At 70.6% G+C, this 14,076-nt stretch carries 14 protein-coding genes; 9 read left to right on the top strand and 5 right to left on the bottom strand.

All coding sequences use genetic code 11. The annotated features are described in order from the left end of the window. Positions 1-495: AAA family ATPase (locus ACFWYS_RS15525; protein WP_384767932.1), on the bottom strand; the 495-nt coding region annotated here is incomplete at its 3' end. A 136-nt stretch (positions 496-631) separates the two neighbouring features. On the opposite strand from ACFWYS_RS15525, the gene ACFWYS_RS15520 reads away from it, so the two are divergent. From ACFWYS_RS15520 to ACFWYS_RS15510, 3 genes are all read left to right on the top strand, one after another. After that, positions 632-1,300: a TetR family transcriptional regulator gene (locus tag ACFWYS_RS15520; RefSeq protein ID WP_384767929.1), complete on the top strand. Its 669-nt coding sequence runs from the start codon at positions 632-634 to the stop codon at positions 1,298-1,300. 304 nt (positions 1,301-1,604) lie between these two features. Continuing rightward, positions 1,605-2,552, top strand: a complete 948-nt coding sequence (locus tag ACFWYS_RS15515; protein ID WP_384767926.1) for a hypothetical protein — start codon at positions 1,605-1,607, stop codon at positions 2,550-2,552. Positions 2,553-2,614: 62 nt separating this feature from the next. Further along, on the top strand, positions 2,615-3,151 hold the full coding sequence (locus ACFWYS_RS15510) for a hypothetical protein (protein ID WP_384767923.1): 537 nt from the start codon (positions 2,615-2,617) through the stop codon (positions 3,149-3,151). An 87-nt stretch (positions 3,152-3,238) separates the two neighbouring features. Here ACFWYS_RS15510 and ACFWYS_RS15505 read toward each other — a convergent pair whose 3' ends face one another. Next, positions 3,239-3,904, bottom strand: a complete 666-nt coding sequence (locus ACFWYS_RS15505) for a TetR/AcrR family transcriptional regulator (RefSeq protein ID WP_384767920.1) — start codon at positions 3,902-3,904, stop codon at positions 3,239-3,241. Beyond that, a complete protein-coding gene (locus tag ACFWYS_RS15500) occupies positions 3,901-5,196 on the bottom strand; it encodes a PucR family transcriptional regulator (protein WP_384767917.1) in 1,296 nt (431 codons plus the stop codon). Before ACFWYS_RS15500 ends, ACFWYS_RS15505 begins: the two co-directional genes overlap by 4 nt. Positions 5,197-5,384: 188 nt before the next feature. Between ACFWYS_RS15500 and ACFWYS_RS15495 the strand changes: the two genes are divergently transcribed. The 6 genes from ACFWYS_RS15495 (at position 5,385) to ACFWYS_RS15470 (ending at position 11,036) form a co-directional block, all read left to right on the top strand. Continuing rightward, a complete protein-coding gene (locus tag ACFWYS_RS15495; protein ID WP_384767914.1) occupies positions 5,385-6,143 on the top strand; it encodes an ABC transporter ATP-binding protein in 759 nt (252 codons plus the stop codon). Continuing rightward, complete coding sequence (locus ACFWYS_RS15490) at positions 6,140-6,970, top strand: ABC transporter ATP-binding protein (protein ID WP_384767911.1); 831 nt, start codon at positions 6,140-6,142, stop codon at positions 6,968-6,970. Before ACFWYS_RS15495 ends, ACFWYS_RS15490 begins: the two co-directional genes overlap by 4 nt. Continuing rightward, on the top strand, positions 6,967-7,857 hold the full coding sequence (locus ACFWYS_RS15485; protein WP_384767908.1) for a branched-chain amino acid ABC transporter permease: 891 nt from the start codon (positions 6,967-6,969) through the stop codon (positions 7,855-7,857). The genes ACFWYS_RS15490 and ACFWYS_RS15485 overlap by 4 nt, the downstream gene beginning before the upstream one ends. Next, complete coding sequence (locus ACFWYS_RS15480) at positions 7,854-8,981, top strand: branched-chain amino acid ABC transporter permease (RefSeq protein ID WP_384767905.1); 1,128 nt, start codon at positions 7,854-7,856, stop codon at positions 8,979-8,981. The genes ACFWYS_RS15485 and ACFWYS_RS15480 overlap by 4 nt, the downstream gene beginning before the upstream one ends. Positions 8,982-8,986: 5 nt before the next feature. After that, entirely contained in the window at positions 8,987-10,264 is a 1,278-nt protein-coding gene (locus tag ACFWYS_RS15475; protein ID WP_384767902.1) for an ABC transporter substrate-binding protein, read from the top strand. Positions 10,265-10,376: 112 nt separating this feature from the next. Continuing rightward, positions 10,377-11,036 carry a TetR/AcrR family transcriptional regulator gene (locus tag ACFWYS_RS15470; RefSeq protein ID WP_384767899.1) on the top strand — a complete coding sequence of 220 codons (660 nt, stop codon included), beginning with the start codon at positions 10,377-10,379 and terminating at the stop codon, positions 11,034-11,036. Positions 11,037-11,060: 24 nt separating this feature from the next. Here ACFWYS_RS15470 and ACFWYS_RS15465 read toward each other — a convergent pair whose 3' ends face one another. Next, complete coding sequence (locus tag ACFWYS_RS15465; protein WP_384767896.1) at positions 11,061-12,722, bottom strand: carboxylesterase/lipase family protein; 1,662 nt, start codon at positions 12,720-12,722, stop codon at positions 11,061-11,063. A 41-nt stretch (positions 12,723-12,763) separates the two neighbouring features. Then, entirely contained in the window at positions 12,764-14,002 is a 1,239-nt protein-coding gene (locus ACFWYS_RS15460) for a choice-of-anchor Q domain-containing protein (protein ID WP_384767893.1), read from the bottom strand. Between the last annotated feature and the right edge of the window lie 74 nt (positions 14,003-14,076).

Below are 14,076 nucleotides of genomic sequence, written 5' to 3'. Positions count from 1 at the left end.
AACAAACATCTCAAAACTCCTCAGTGGGCAACCGACCCCTTGTCCCAAAGTTGCCTCGGCGTCGACCCGGGGCCGATCGCCCACGCAGACCCCCACCGGGCGGCGGGCGCTCGCCTTCGCGAGGAGGGACAGCACGGCGACGCCGACGAGCGGTTGCTCCCCGGGCGACGGCATGTGCCCGAGCAGCAGCCGCTGAAGCAACTCCCGGGATTGCGGGGTCACTTGAGGAAGATCGGGCGTCAGCGCTCCGACCAGCCGCTGCACCGCTCCGTAGACCAGGTCTTGCTCCGCCGGTACCCCGTCGGCCCTGACCGTGCGGAAGTCATGGGCCAGTTGGGATGTGTGGCGCAGCAGTGTGGTCTTGCCGATGCCATGGTCACCGGTCAGGAGCAGGGCGCCCCCGCGGGCTCCGCGGCAGGAGTCCAGCGCCGCCGCGAGCCTTTGGCGCTCGGCCTGTCTGCCGATGATGGGGGGTTGCTCGGTGCCGTACGTCATGACGCACGCTCCCGGCTCGACGCCTCAGGTCGAGAATAATGACTATTCTCGACAGGGAGCGCAAGGGCCGTGTCGCCCCAAGTGCCGTTCTGCGAAGGCCCCTTGGATGCCGGAGCTGCGCGGATAGGCTTGAGTCGTGGCAGAGCCCGATTCCCTGGCGAGGCAGTCCGGTGCGCTGATCCGTGACCGGCTGATCGAGGCGGCCGTTCTCGAATTCGGCGAGCAGGGTTACGACCGAGCGCGAGTGCAGGACATAGCCCGTCGTGCCGGGCTGTCCACCGGTGCGATCTACGGCAACTTCAGGAACAAGGCAGACCTTCTTGCCGAGGCGGTCGATCGCGGCCTGGCAGCCGCCGCACGCAAGCTGATGGAGGCGCTTGATCGTGGGGCGGCCTCCACCGACCTGCTTGAGATGGTCACCACCGACCTCTCCGACCCCCGCCGGCGAACGTGGGCGCCTTTGGTCAGCGAGGCGCTGGCCGCCGCGCGGCGGGACGACGAGGTCGCCCGAAGGGTCCATGCCGCGCTGCGCAGGGCTGAAGCCAAGTTGACGGAACTGGTCGAACTCGCCCAACGGGACGGCTCACTGGCCCCCGAGGTCGACGCCGCCGCCTGCGCCCGCCTGGTGCTGTGTGTATCCCTCGGGGTGGACGTACTGACCGCCGTGGACTACTCGGGCCCGGACCGCAAGGCGTGGACCGCATTGGTGCACAGGCTCTTCGCCGGGCTGGCTTCGGCCACGGCCCGCTCCATGACCACAGCCCGGCGCTCGGCCGGGGAGTGGTCACGGAGGAACGGCGGCTGAACCACGGCGCACCACCACCACGAATCGGTGAAGTCGCCGGTGTTGCGCCGGCCCCGCGCGGCGAGCACTTCGAGGACACGCTGGTCAGCAACTCGGCGGAAATCTCCCCGTCTTCGCCGCGGGCGGGCATCGGTTGACAGTGGAAAGGCCGCACGCCACTCTACGGTCGGTCGAGCGAGGCAATTGTCGGTGAGGGAGACCCCCTCGATATGCGCTGTCCGCTTCTATCCAGTGCCGGTCGACGTTCAATTTCCGTGCGTACCGACCGATTCGGAGAAACCCTAACCGGTAGAGGAGGGAAAACATGCTGCTCCGAAAACTCGCGGTGAGTGCCGCCGCCGTCGTCACGGCGCTGACGGCCGGCGCCGTGCCCCCGGTCGCCGCCGCTTCCGCCCCCGACATACCGCGGCAGCACAGTGGCCCGCAGGTCACGACCGTACGGTACGGATCGTTCACCATCCCGGCCGCGGCCGGGCACGACCACGGGGAGATCCCCAACCGACTCTCTTTCAACGTCCAAAAGCCGTGCGACGACTGCTTCATCACCGGATTCAAGGCCAATCTGGTCTATGAGGACGGGACGAACGCCAATGTCAACACCGGCCCCATGCTGCATCACATGGTGATGGGAAACCACCGGAAGAACGATGTCGTATGCAACGGCCCGCAGCGCATATTCGCCTCCGGCAATGAGCGGGTGGAGAGCGTCCTGCCCTCCGGATACGGCATCAAAGTCGGCAGAGGCGAGCGGTGGAACATGCTCTACGACCTGATGAACCACGCCCCGGAGAAGAAGACGGTATACATCTCCGTCACCTACACACATGAATCAGCCACCGGTTCGCGGCTCAAAGAGGTGACACCGATCTGGATGGACGCGGGCGGATGCCTCGGCAGCGCGTACGACGTTCCGGCCGGAGTCAGCGAGAAGACCCGACGCTGGCGGTCCACGATCTCCGGGACGCTGGTGCACATGCGCGGCCATCTCCACCACGGCGGTCACTCGGTGCGAACCGAGAACCTCACCACGGGCGAGCCCCTGTGCACCGTCGTGGCGGAGGAAGGCGGCAGCCCCGAGTTCATCGACCTGCACGGCAACACCGAGATCTCGGCCATGCCGCCCTGCAGCGGTGACCCCCTCGGCACGATCCACCGGGGGGATGTTCTGCAGATCACCAGCAGGTACGAAAGCACGGGGCACGCGCACGGCGACGTCATGGGGATCATGGCCGGCTGGGTGGCCCAGGACTGATCGGCCTCAGGCGGTGGGGCGTGCGGGTGCCCGCTCCACCGCTCCGTCACGGAGGTGATCACATGCATCCGGGTCCGTCCCGCAGTCGTCGGCAGGGCTGGACACTCGTCGGCGCCGACGTGCTCATCTGTCTGGCCTGGGCGGGCAGCGTGTGGGCGGCGCTCCATGTGGAGGCCGACCCTGTGGTGCGCACGGTCGCGCTGTTCGTGCATCTGGGGGCGCTGGTCATCGGACTGGGCTCGGTGCTGACCATCGACTACTACGGCACGCTGTGGCTGCTGGGAAGGCGCAGCCTGCGTCAGGCACTGGAGTTCGCCGGCCCGCTGCACGTGCCCGTGTGGGTGGGGCTGGCCGGGCTGGTGCTGAGTGGGACCGCCCTCGACCCCGACCCACGGGCACCCCTCACCCGGGTCAAGCTGGTGCTTGTTCTCCTGATCGCGCTCAATGGAGTGCACGCGCAGGCCCTGCACCGCACCCTGGTCGACCGGGCAGGCTCCCGGCCCCCGCGGCGGTTGCTCGTGCGTGGAGTGATCTCGGCCGTCCTCTCCCAACTCGGGTGGTGGGGAGCCCTGACGATCGGATTCGTCAACAGCCAGTGACGAAGGCGCGGGAGCGCCGGGGGATGCGGCCTGTGCGCGCCGCATCCCTCCAGCAGGATCACCACGTCGATCACCCCGCCGGTGCGTTCAGTCGGGCGGAGCCGACAGGTGGATGAGGATGCCGCACACCTCGTCCACGATCTCCCGGGCCTCCGTCTCGTCCTCGCAGTCACCCAGCTCGCGCGCCGCCCCGCCGATCACGGTGGTCAGCACTCTCACCCGAACCCGGCCGACACGCCGCTTCTCGTCCACCTCCAGAAGCCGGGCGTTGCGCCGTACCCACGCGCGGTCCCACTGGCGGCGCAGCGCGTCGATGCCGGCGGGGCCGTCGTCCTCCACGAGGAGCACGGCGAGGCGCCGGTTGTCCCAGGCACCCTCCAGGTAGGCCCTGGCCCCCGCGACGAAGAGGGCGATGGGATCGTCCACGCCACGGTCGCGCTCGGCGGCCAGCGTGGCCGCGGTCCGGCGCTCCTGCTGCTCCCGGAACTCCTCCCAGAGGGCGAGGTACAGGCCGCGCTTTCCGCCGTAGTGCTGGAAGAGGCTGCCCAGCGGGATGCCGGAGCGTGTGGCGATCTCATGGAGACCGGCCTCGGTGTAGCCGCGCTCGATGAACACCTCCAGCGCGGCGTTCAGCAGAGCGTGCCGGACGGAGCCGTCCCGCTCGGCAAGCGCTTCCGGCGGGCGCGTCCTCGCCTGCCCGTCCGGGTGCTGAGGTGGCGTCTGCCTCCCGGTCGGCTCCAGGATTCCGCTCACTGGTGATCTCCGTCTTCTCCGGCCCCGTCGCGGATGGCGAGGGCGACCAGCAGTTCCAGGAGGTCGGCGATCCGGCGCGGATTGCGCCCGGTGCGTTCCTCGATACGGCGCAACCGGTAGTGCGCCGTGTTGTGGTGCACCCGCAGCCGGTCGGCGGCCAGCCGCAGGTTGAGATCCGCCTCGGCGAAGGCCCGGATGGTGGCCGCCAGCGGATCGCCCCGTCTTCGGTCCTCCTCCAGGAGCGCACGCACCCGGGGATCGACCAGCTGGCGGGCGAGGTCGTCGGCGCGCAGCGCCAGGTAGTCGAAGGGAGACAGGCGCGGCAGAGCCGCCACCCCGCCCCCGTTCGGCACGAGGTCGAGGGCGGCCCGGGCCTCCTCGTAGGCGCGCGGCAGTTCGCCCGCGCCCTGGGCGACGGTGCTGATGCCCATGGCGAGCATGGTTCCCTCCCGTGCGAGCCGCCGCTGTACGGCCTCGAAGTGAGTGCAGATGTCGTCCGCGTCCATACCGGTGCGGACCACGGGCACGGCCACCACCTCGCCGTGGCGGACGACGACCAGGGTTCGGCCGGCCCAGGGCCCCGCGACGCTGATGGACGCGCTGGTCGCATAGCCGTGCTCGGCGGAGGTGAGGTCGCCGGTGCGGGTGTCGTCGACGCACACGGCCACGACCGCCATCATCGGCGAGTGCGGCCCGATGCCGTACGCCTGGGCCGCGGCGTGCAGTGGGCCGCGTATCGGTGCCGCGCCGGACAGGAGCTGGTCCAGCAGGTCCCGGCGCTCCCGGTCCGCGTCCGCGACCACATGCTGCTTGTACTCGACATAGGCCTGCGCGGCATGGGCGCTGGCGTAGTCGACGTACCGCATCAGCGGTGTGACGAGTGACAGCGCGGCCTGCTGGGCCTCGGCGGTCGGGCCCGCGCAGTCCAGAATCGCGTCCCACAGCACCTGCCGGCCGACCCGGAAGGCGCTGATCCAGTCCTCCAGGGCGAACCCCGCGCGTGCCCTGCGCATGGCTGCGGCGCGGCTGAAGACCAGGTCCTCGGGGGCGATCTCGCGGTCGCCGGCCAGCGCCGCCAGTTGCATCCGGTAGTGCGTGAGCACCTGGTCCCGTACGTCGTCGAAGAACCGCTCGTCCTGCAGGGCGTACGAGGGGATCTCCGTGCGCATCACCGCGACGGTGGTCTTCGCGATCTCCTCAAGCCGGTCCTGGACGGCGTGCAGGATCCGGTGCCGCTCCCGGAGAAGCGGTTCGGAGAGTGCGGGGGCGCCCAAGGCGGGACCGCGAGGCATGGCGCAGATCGTCGCTCTCTGCGTCGTGTCACGTCAACAGGTCCGGCGGGCGAGATATCCGGGGGATTGGGCGCGGCGCACAAGTCGGTGGCCGTGAAGTTGGGTGCTCGCACCCAATGTGCGCCCGGAAGGCCGCCACCTACTGTGACGCTCGCTCACCCCCCAGCACATCGGAAGGGGCGTCATTGATGCTCGCGGTCGACGGTATCAGCGTGCGCTTCGGCGGGATCACGGCACTGGACGGTGTCGCGTTCACCGTCGAGCCGGGCACTGCCGTAGGGCTCATCGGACCGAACGGAGCCGGCAAGACCACCTTGTTCAACTGCCTCACCAGGCGTTGCGTCCCCGATGCGGGAACGGTGCGGTTCGAGGACGAGGACCTGCTCGCCCTCCGTCCGCATTCCGTGGCCGGGCGTGGCATCGCCCGCACCTTCCAGAACCTGGGACTGTTCCCGCGGCTCACGGTCCGGGAGAACGTCATGGTCGGCGCCCACCACCGGGGGCGCACCGGACACCTCGCCGCGGCACTCCGGCTGCCCCGCGTCCGACGGGAGGAAAAGGAACTGCATGACCAGGCGGACGACCTGCTCCAGCGGCTCGGGCTGGCGGACGTCGCCGACCACCCCGCCTCGGGGCTGCCGTTCGGCACCCTCAAACGCGTCGAACTCGCCCGGGCACTCGCGGTACGCCCACGACTGCTGCTGCTCGACGAACCCGTCAACGGTCTCAGCCACGGCGAGGTCGACCAATTCGCGGATCTGGTCCGGGCGGTGCGCGAGGACTTCGACCTGACGCTCGTGGTGGTCGAACACCACATGGGGTTCGTGATGGGCCTGTGCGACAAGGTGGTGTGCCTCGACTTCGGGCGCAAGATCGCCGAGGGCCCGCCGGAGGAGATCCAGCGCGACCCGGCGGTCATCGAGGCGTACCTGGGGGTGGCCGCATGAGCGAGCCGACCACCGACGACACCGGGACCGAGGCGGGTGCCGAGGCCGTGGGGAAGACACCGGCGGAGCCGGACTTCCTGAAGGTGTCCGACCTGCACGCCGGATACGGCCAGGCCCGCGTGCTCCAGGGCCTGGACTTCACCGTCGCACGCGGCGAAGTGTGCGCGGTCCTGGGCCCCAACGGCGCGGGCAAGACGACCACCCTGCGGGCCCTGTGCGGCATGGTCCGCGGACGCGGCTCGGTGACCTTCGACGGTACGGAGCTGCTGGGCCGCTCGCCCGAGCAGGCCGCCCGGCTCGGAGTGGCGCACGTGCCCGAGGGCCGGGGCACCTTCAACGACCTGACCGTCGCGGAGAACCTGCGCATCGGCGCCCATGTGCACACCGGCCACTGGCGGCGCGGGCGCGCCGAGCGCGCGGCCGTGGCGGCCGACCTGGACCGGATCTACGGCTACTTCCCCAAGCTGCGCGATCGGGCCCGTCAGGCCGCCGGCAGTCTCAGCGGCGGCGAGCAGCAGATGCTCGCCATCGGCAGGGCGCTGATGTCACGGCCCTCGCTGCTGCTCCTGGACGAGCCGTCGCTGGGGCTCGCCCCGCTGGTCACACGCGAGCTGTTCGAGATCGTCCGTGCCGTTAACGAGGAGGAACGCACCACCGTGGTCGTCGTCGAGCAGAACGCCCAACTCGCGCTGGATGTCGCGCACCGGGCCCACGTACTGGAGGCCGGCCGCCTGGTGCTGTCCGGACCGGCCGCACAGATCCGCGAGGACGGACAGGTCGCCGAGGTGTACCTCGGGGTCTCCGTCCGCGCGGGGACGGGCGGGTGAGCGCGGTGACCGAAGTGCTCCAGCAAGTGGTGGAAGGGGTCGGCTCAGGCGCCGTCTACGCCAGCCTGGCGCTGGCCCTGGTGCTGATCCACCGGTTCACGGGGATCGTCAACTTCGCTCAGGGCGAGCTCGCCATGATCTCCACCTATGTGGCGTGGCAGCTCGTCGCCTCCGGGATGCCGTTCTGGCTGGCGCTGCCGGTCACCCTGGCGGTGTCGTTCGCCGGCGGCATGCTGATCGAGCGGATCGTCATCCGTCCCGTGCAGGCCGCACCCGAGCTGACGACGGTCATCGTCACGGTCGGCCTGTTCATCTTCGTCAACGCGATGGCCGGTCTGATCTGGTCGTTCACCGTGAAGGACTTCCCGCAGCAGTTCCCCGACGGCGGGCTCGACCTGGCCGGGGTGCGGGTGGACTGGTCGACGCTCGGGATCATCGGGGTGGTGGCCGTGGTGATGGGCCTGCTGTATCTGCTGTTCCAGCACACCTCCATCGGCCTGGTGATGCGGGCGGTCGCCTGCAACCCCGCCTCCGCCCGGCTGTCGGGCATCCGGGTGGGCCGGGTGCTGATGTTCGGCTGGGGGCTGGCCGCGACGGTCGGCGCGGTGTCGGGCGTGCTGGTCGCCCCGGTGCTGTTCCTGGAGCCCAACATGATGGGCGGGGTGCTGATCTACGCGTTCGCCGCGGCCACCCTCGGAGGCTTCGACAGCCCGGTCGGCGCCGTTGTCGGCGGCCTGCTCGTGGGCGTCGCCGAGACGCTGGCCGGGGCGTACGTGGAGGTGATCGGGGCCGATCTCAAGGTGGGCGTCCCCCTGGTGATCATTCTCGCTGTACTGCTGGTGCGGCCCCAGGGCCTGTTCGGACGGGCGGCGGTGGAGCGCGCATGAGCACGATCGTCACACCACTCGGCGCCGACCGTGCCCGGCGTCTGCGGGCCGCGCTCACCGCGCTGCTCGCGGCGGCCCTCGCCATCGGAGCCCCGTTCTACTTCGCCCCCTTCCAGGTCTTCCAGCTGACCATGGTGCTGGTGTACGCCGTGGCGCTGGCCGGACTGAACCTGCTGGTCGGATTCGGCGGGCAGATCTCGCTCGGGCACGGCGCCTTCTTCGCGGCGGGCGCCTACACGGCGGCGGTCATGCTCGACCGCTACGACACCGGCCACCTGGTCACGCTGCCCGTCGCGGCCGTCGGATGCTTCCTGCTGGGCCTCGGGTTCGGAGTGCCCGCCCTGCGCCTGCGGGGGCTGTACCTGGCCCTGGTCACCCTCTCGTTCGCGGTGTTCCTGCCGCCGCTGCTCAAGCGGCTCGAACCGGTCACCGGCGGCTCCATGGGCCTGACCGTGGACAAGCTGCAGCCGCCCGCGTGGAGCGGGCTGGCCGAGGACCAGTGGATGTACTTCGTCGTCCTCGCCGTCGCCGCGGTGGCCCTGCTGCTCGCCCGCAACCTGCTGCGATCCCGGGTCGGCCGGGCACTGCTCGCCGTGCGGGACAACGAGAGCGCCGCCGAGGTCATGGGGGTGCGGCTGTCCCTGCACAAGACCCTCGCCTTCGCCTGGAGCGCGATGTTCGCGGGTGTCGCCGGGTGTGTGTACACCTGGGTGATCGGCTTCGTCTCACCCGACTCGTTCAGCTTCGTCCTGTCGATCACACTGCTGGCCGGCCTGGTGGTCGGTGGCCTCGCCTCGCTGTACGGACCGCTGCTCGGGGCGGCGTTCGTGATGTACGTGCCGAGCGTGGCCCAGGACATCAGTGAGGCGGCGCCCGGTGTGGTGTTCGGCCTGCTGATCATCGCGGTGATGTTCGTGGCCCCGACGGGACTGGCCGGACTGGCGGGCCGTGTCCGGAGCGTGGCCGCCCCTCTCCTCACCCGCACCACACCCCCCGCCGCCGTGCGGACTCCCGATTCCGAACCCCCCTCCGCGTCCCCCGCACCTGAGCCCCCCGCACCCGCGGATCCCGCACCTGCCGATGCCGAACCCGTGGGCGCACCGCCCCGCACGGAAAAGGAATGATTCACATGCGCAAGACGACCGCTCTGCGGGCGGCCGCGGCCGCGTCCGCCGCCCTGCTCCTCGCCACCGCCTGCAACAGCCAGCGTGGGCAGGACGACAAGGACGCCGCCGCCGACGGCGCGTGCCGTGGCCAGCAGACCACCGGCATCACCGACAAGACCATCAAGCTGGGTGGAATCTACCCGCTCTCCGGACCGGCCTCCGCGTACGGCACGATCAGCGACGGCGTGAGCACCTACTTCAAGCACGTCAACGGCAAGGGCGGAATCGACGGCCGCAAGGTGGAGTTCGTCGTCCGCGACGACGGCTACCAGCCGCCCAAGGCGGTCGAGGAGGCCCGCAGACTCGTCGAGCAGGAGAAGGTCTTCGCCGTCTTCCAGACCCTGGGCACCCCGTCCACGGCAGCCGTGTGGGACTACCTCAACAAGCGGAAGGTGCCTCAGCCCTTCGTCGCCACGGGCGCCTCCGTCTGGGGCACGGACGACAAGCACCCGTGGACCACCGGCTGGCAGCCCAACTACGTTGCCGAGGCACGGATCTACGCGAAATACCTCAAGGAGGAGAAGCCGAAGGCCAAGGTCGCCGTCCTGTACCAGAACGACGACTTCGGCAAGGACCTGCTCGGGGGATTCAAAGCGGCCGTCGCCGGCAGCGGCATCAAGGTGGCGGCCGAGGAGAGCTACGAGGTCACGGACCCCTCCGTCTCGGCGCAGATGACAAGTCTCGCCAGGTCCAAGGCGGATGTGCTGCTCGACATCACCACGCCGAAGTTCGGCAGCCAGGCCCTCGCGGCCGACGCCAAGAACACCAAGTGGAACCCGCTGCACATCGTCAACGCCGTGTCCGCGTCCACCGCCGTGCTCAAGCCCGTCGGATTCAAGAACGTCCAGGGCCTGGTCTCGGCGACCTACTTCAAGGACCCCGCCGACCCGCAGTGGGCCGACGACGCCGAGATGAAGACGTACAAGGACGCGCTGCACAAGTACGCGCCCGACTCCGACCCGGCCAACCAGTTCAACGCCTACGGCTGGGCCGTCGCCTCCAGCCTGCACAAGGCCCTGGACGCGATGAAGTGCCCGACCAGGGAAGGGCTGCGGGACGCGGTGCGCAGCCTGAAGGACGTGAAGGTGGACATGCTGCTGCCCGGTGTCACCCTCTCCACCGGGTCCGACGACGCCTTCCCGCTCGAAACGATGCAGCTCATGCGGTTCAAGGGTGAGCGGTGGCAGCTGTTCGGCAAGCCGGTGGACACCCGCAAGGAGTTCGGTCCGCCGACCAAGTGAGCCGGCGGGGGCGGTTCCGGTCGATGCCCAGTCCCCTGGAACCGCCCCCGCCCCGTCGACGGACGTGTGTAGACCCCACCGGCTCGGCCTCACGTCCCATAGAGTCGGCGGTATGACGGAGGCACCGGCCCTGGACCGCGGCGCGCGGTCCCGTGACGCGATACTCGACACCGCCGGCGACCTGATGTCGCGGCACGGCTACGCGGCGACGTCCATCTCGATGATCTCCAGCGCGTGCGGTCTGCCGGTCAGCTCCATCTACTGGCACTTCCGCAGCAAGGACGGGATCTACGTCGCGGTCCTGGAGCGCGCCAGGACCGCGCTGCTGGCGGCCCTGCCCCCGGCCGAGGTGCCGGGCGCCGACGTCACGCGGCGTCTGGACACCTTTCTCGCGAAGGTCGAGGAGGCGTTCCAGTGCCACCCGCGAGGTGTGAAGCTGCTGTTGGGGCTGGGCATGGTGCAGCAGGACGCCAGTGCGGCGGCCACGGCCGAGGTACATCACTACCGCGACGCGCTGCTGGCCTGGGCCCGGGATTCGGTGAGCTCCGTCTTCGCATTGCGTGACCGCCCCGAGGTGGCGGAAGAGTTGGCGCGCTTCACGCTGAGGATGGCGAGCGGAACCGCCGTGGCCCGTTGGTTCGAGCCGGATTCCGTCCTGGAGACCGGACCGCTGCGCGTGGCGTTGCTGGCGCTGGCGGCCCACCACGGCGTTCCGGTGCGGGGCGTCCCTGGCGAGGACGCCCCTTCCGGCCCCGTCACGACCGGGGAATGACGACACAGTCGCCGCCGCCCGATGTCATCGCATGGCTCCTCGGGAATCCGGGGCGGGCTGCCAGAACGGGCAGTGGTGGTCGGCCGCGAACCCGGTGGTGGGTCCGACCCGGTCCGGTGCCAGCACCTGGATGCGGTCCCCGGCGGCGGTGTAACGCGGCCAGGGCGGAGTCCCGGGCACGTTGGGGTCGCCGGTGGCCATGAAGCGGGCCCAGTAGGCGGTCATCGTGGCGGACAGCCGCCGCTGGGCGGGCGTCAGAGGCGCCAGCGTGCTCATGGGGAAGAGATAGGCCAGCTCGGAGGCGTGGAAGGCGCCCTGCGGCGTGTGCGGTGCCGGGATGAACGGCGGTGCCTGGGCGTCGTGGAACTCATAGGCGTACACGGGCACCCGGCTGCCGTACAGCCGGCTGTCGGCCCGTGCAGGGCAGGCGAACCGCTGGTCGGTGCTGACGGCGGAGTAGGCCAGGTTGGCGGACGGATACGCCGAGGCGGGGTAGGCGTCCAGGACAGCGGCCGCGCGGTCGCCGTACTGGAGTCTGATGAGGGCGGCGTACGAGGCGGGGGTCAGGGGGCCGCCGCCGAGCAGGTCCACGTAGAGCGCGGTGAAGTAGCGGTATTCGTCATGGGTGTTGCCGCTCAGCGTCGGGACGGCGTTCACGCGTCCCTCCGCCCACGCCGTGTGCGGAGGGCGGGGGAGGACACGGGGACCGGTGTTCGGGGTCCACAGGGAGGCCGTCCCGGTCCCGCCGGTGCGGATGAGGTCGGTGGCGGGGACGGCACGCAGGCAGCTCGCCGCGGTCGTCGGGTCGGTGCAGCCGACCGAGGTCGCGAAGTCGCTTCCCTTCCGCTCGGCCGCGTCGAGCGGAAGGGGCGTCAGACCACCGCCCGCGGTGCAGGATCCGCTCTGCTGGATGGCCCGGTGGAACAGGCCTTTCGCGGTCGGCGAGGCGATGTGGAGGCAGGTGTCCGCGGATCCGGCGGACTGGCCGCCGAGCGTCACCCGGTGCCGGTCCCCTCCGAAGGCGCCGATGTTGCGCTGTACCCAGTGCAGCGCGGCCTGCTGGTCCATCAGGCCGTAGTCGCCGGAGGCGTGGTCCGCGCTCTCGGACGACAGGGCGGGGTGGGCCATGAACCCCAGCGCTCCGAGGCGGTAGTTGACCGTCACCACGACCACGCCCCGCGCGGCCAGCGCGGCGGCGTCGTAGTCACTTCCCGCGCCGTACGCGTTGCCGCCGCCGTGCAGCCACACCAGCACCGGGAGGGGCCGGCCGCCGGTGCGGGCGGGTGTCCGGACGTTGAGGTACAGACAGTCCTCCACCGTGCTGCCGGTGCGGTTGGACTCGCCGGGCAGGACGGGGCCGCCGTCGGGGAGCAGCGTCAGCGGTAACTGGGGGCAGGGGTGGGCCGGTGCGGTCGCATCCCTTGCGCCGGACCACCGCGCCGCGGGTCGCGGCGGACGCCAGCGCAGCTCACCGGTGGGCGGGGCGGCGAACGGGATCCCGTGGAAGACTCGCCCGCCGTCGCGGACGGCCGCGCCCCGCACCCGGCCCCGGTCGGTCTGCACGACCAGGGAGTCGGGGCCGGAGCCGGCGAGGGCAGTGGGCGCGGGAACGGTCAGCGACAGGAGCAGGGCCGCCAGGACGGTTGTGGTGCGGGCCAAAGTGGGGCCCAGGCAGCGGGCTCTCATCCATCGCTCCAGGTGCCGGTGTGTGGGGGCCGGGGTGAGGGTCATGGCATCAGCTCGTAGGCGCCGATGTCGCAGGCGGTGCCCTTGGGGCGCGTGACGCCGCGCTGGTCGGTGGCCGGGCAGTCGCCGGCCGCGTCCAGGGCGGGGCTGCCGGGCAGCAGCGCCACGGTGTCCGTGGGGCCGCCGTTGTTCGCGAGCGGTCCGATCAGCGGGGGACGGCTGGGCAGATCGCCGGCCCCGTTGAGTCGGCAACTTCCGTCGCCGTCGATGTTGTTGCCCTGCGACGCGATGGTGGCGAAGGCCTTCTTGCAGTCGGCGGGCGCGCCGCCGACGGTGTTGCCCGCGATGATGGAGTTGCGCAGCGTCATGCGCCCCAGGGGCAGATCGATGATGTCGGGGATCGGTGAGGGCAGGCTGTCGAGGTAGGCCGGGGCGATGTTGATCCCGCCCCCGCCGTCGCTGGAACGGTTCCCGGTGATGGTGGAGTTGAGGATCTCCACCGGTCCTCTCCCGCGGATGTCGATGCCTCCGCCGTAACCGGCGAGGCTGCCGGGGCGGTCGCCGGGGTTCGTCACCCGGTTGTCCGCGATCGTCGAGTTGGTCACGGTGCCGGTGTTGTCGAACCTGATCCCTCCGGCCTCTCCCGCGACGTTGCCGCTGACGGTGCTGTCGATCAGATCGAGGTGGGAGTCCGGGACGTTGAAGATGCCGCCGCCGTAACCGGCGGAGTTCCCGCTCACGGTGACCCGTCGCAGCGTCATGTGATGTCCGTTGGCGATCGCGCCACCACCGGTGTCGGTGATGGGCAGCTCGCGTTGCGCGGTGACTCCACCGGTGATCGTCAGATCGGACAGCCGGGAGTCCGCCTGCATGCGGAAGGCCCGGTCCAGGTGGTTGGCGTCGATGACAGTGGTCCGTGCGCCGGAGCCTTTGATCGTGATGGGGGCGGCGACGTTGAGGTCGCCCGTGGTGGGGTCGGGGTTGTCGCCGATGATCAGCCGCGGGTCCGGCGGGATCGTCAGCCGGTAGTGGCCGGGAGGCAGCGTGATCGTACTGCCCGGCCGGGCGTTGGCGGCCATCACCGCGGCACGCAGGCTGCACGCGCCCGAGGTGGTGAGACACCGGCCGTCCGACGCGTCGGCGTCGACCGCGTCGGACGTGGTGTCGACCGTGAACTCCGCGGGGTCGGCGGCCGGGGGAGCGGCGGCATGGGCGACGGGATGCGCCGCGGTGGCAAGGAGGACGACGGCGGTCGCGGCCGTCACGGCTATGGACTTCATGGGGTGAACCCCTCTCGGCGAGGAATCTGGACGTACCAGTACTCGGCTGCTGCGAGGACTTCGTGCTGGTGGGT

Origin of the sequence: Streptomyces sp. NPDC059010, from assembly GCF_042740355.1 — a bacterium.
Taxonomy (GTDB): domain Bacteria; phylum Actinomycetota; class Actinomycetes; order Streptomycetales; family Streptomycetaceae; genus Streptomyces.
This window is presented reverse-complemented; position numbering and strand designations above follow the sequence as displayed.

Bases quoted from the DNA above. Each gene is read 5' to 3' on its own strand.
- ACFWYS_RS15515 (WP_384767926.1), top strand. From the start codon at position 1,605: ATGCTGCTCCGAAAACTCGCGGTGAGTGCCGCCGCCGTCGTCACGGCG.
- ACFWYS_RS15510 (WP_384767923.1), top strand. From the start codon at position 2,615: ATGCATCCGGGTCCGTCCCGCAGTCGTCGGCAGGGCTGGACACTCGTC.
- ACFWYS_RS15500 (WP_384767917.1), bottom strand. From the start codon at position 5,196: ATGCCTCGCGGTCCCGCCTTGGGCGCCCCCGCACTCTCCGAACCGCTT.
- ACFWYS_RS15495 (WP_384767914.1), top strand. From the start codon at position 5,385: ATGCTCGCGGTCGACGGTATCAGCGTGCGCTTCGGCGGGATCACGGCA.
- ACFWYS_RS15490 (WP_384767911.1), top strand. From the start codon at position 6,140: ATGAGCGAGCCGACCACCGACGACACCGGGACCGAGGCGGGTGCCGAG.
- ACFWYS_RS15480 (WP_384767905.1), top strand. From the start codon at position 7,854: ATGAGCACGATCGTCACACCACTCGGCGCCGACCGTGCCCGGCGTCTG.
- ACFWYS_RS15475 (WP_384767902.1), top strand. From the start codon at position 8,987: ATGCGCAAGACGACCGCTCTGCGGGCGGCCGCGGCCGCGTCCGCCGCC.
- ACFWYS_RS15470 (WP_384767899.1), top strand. From the start codon at position 10,377: ATGACGGAGGCACCGGCCCTGGACCGCGGCGCGCGGTCCCGTGACGCG.
- ACFWYS_RS15465 (WP_384767896.1), bottom strand. From the start codon at position 12,722: ATGAGAGCCCGCTGCCTGGGCCCCACTTTGGCCCGCACCACAACCGTC.
- ACFWYS_RS15460 (WP_384767893.1), bottom strand. From the start codon at position 14,002: ATGAAGTCCATAGCCGTGACGGCCGCGACCGCCGTCGTCCTCCTTGCC.